This window comes from Streptomyces calidiresistens (genome assembly GCF_014141525.1).
GTDB lineage: Bacteria > Actinomycetota > Actinomycetes > Streptomycetales > Streptomycetaceae > Streptomyces > Streptomyces calidiresistens.
On record NZ_VKHS01001212.1, the window covers coordinates 1 to 1,133 of the forward strand.

Below are 1,133 nucleotides of genomic sequence, written 5' to 3' on the forward strand. Positions count from 1 at the left end.
CCCTCCCCCGGGACGGCCCCCCGGGCCGAACCCGTCCCGCCGACGCCACCCGGGGGCGCCCCGGCGCGTCGTACGCTGGGGTCGCGCCGCCGCGCCCCGGGACGGGCACGCGCGACGCCGCGGACCCGGGCACCCACCGGGCGGCGGAGGGGCGGGGATCCGCCACGGGCAGAGAAGAGGAAACGGACGGCATGTACGGCTGGATCTGGCGGCACCTGCCGGGCAACACGCCGGTGCGCGCGCTGATCGCCCTGTGCCTGGTGCTCGGGGTGGTCTACCTGCTCTTCACCCGTGTCTTCCCATGGGCGGAGCCGATCCTGCCCTTCAACAACGTGACGGTCGAGGAGTGACCGGGGTGTGCGGGACGATTCGGGCGGGCCTCGCGCGCCCCGCCCCGCGACGCACCGGGACCACCGAAGTGAGGACGACGCGCCGATGACCACCCGGATTCTCGTCGTGGACAACTACGACAGCTTCGTCTGGAACCTCGTGCAGTACCTGCAACAGCTCGACGCCGACTGCGAGGTGCTGCGCAACGACGCCGTGACCGTCGATCGGGTCGCCGAGGGCGGTTTCGCCGGGGTGCTGCTCTCCCCCGGCCCGGGCACCCCCGAGGAGGCCGGGGTCTGCGTGGAGATGGTGCGCCACTGCGCCGAGGCGGGCGTCCCCGTCTTCGGCGTCTGCCTGGGCGTCCAGGCCATGGCGGTGGCGTACGGCGGGGTGGTGGACCGCGCCCCCGAACTGCTGCACGGCAAGACCTCGGCGATCGAGCACGCCGGCGGCGGGGTCTTCGCCGGCCTGCCCTCGCCCTTCACCGTCACCCGCTACCACTCGCTGGCCGTCGTCGAGGGCACCCTCCCCGAGGAGTTGGAGGTCACCGCCCGCACGGCCGCGACCGACGAGCGACCCGGTGTGATCATGGGGCTGCGCCACCGCGACCTGCCGGTCGAGGGGGTGCAGTTCCACCCCGAGTCGGTACTCACCGAATGGGGTCACCGGATGCTCGCCAACTGGCTCGCCGCCTGCGGGGACGCCGGGGCCGTGGACCGGTCCCGGGGGCTGGCGCCGGTCGTCGGGGGGTCCGGACGACCCGGACGGCCGGAGCCCGCGAGGTGACCGCGGTGCGTCCGGAG

General features: G+C 74.7%; 2 protein-coding genes. Both read left to right on the top strand.

The window, feature by feature from the left end; all coding sequences use genetic code 11:
• Window positions 1-191 precede the first annotated feature (191 nt).
• The gene (locus FOE67_RS26450; protein WP_182667346.1) at window positions 192-350 is read left to right on the top strand and encodes a hypothetical protein; all 159 of its coding nucleotides are present in this window, start codon (window positions 192-194) and stop codon (window positions 348-350) included.
• 85 nt (window positions 351-435) lie between these two features.
• Window positions 436-1,116 carry an aminodeoxychorismate/anthranilate synthase component II gene (locus tag FOE67_RS26455; protein WP_182667347.1) on the top strand — a complete coding sequence of 227 codons (681 nt, stop codon included), beginning with the start codon at window positions 436-438 and terminating at the stop codon, window positions 1,114-1,116.
• Window positions 1,117-1,133: the final 17 nt, after the last annotated feature.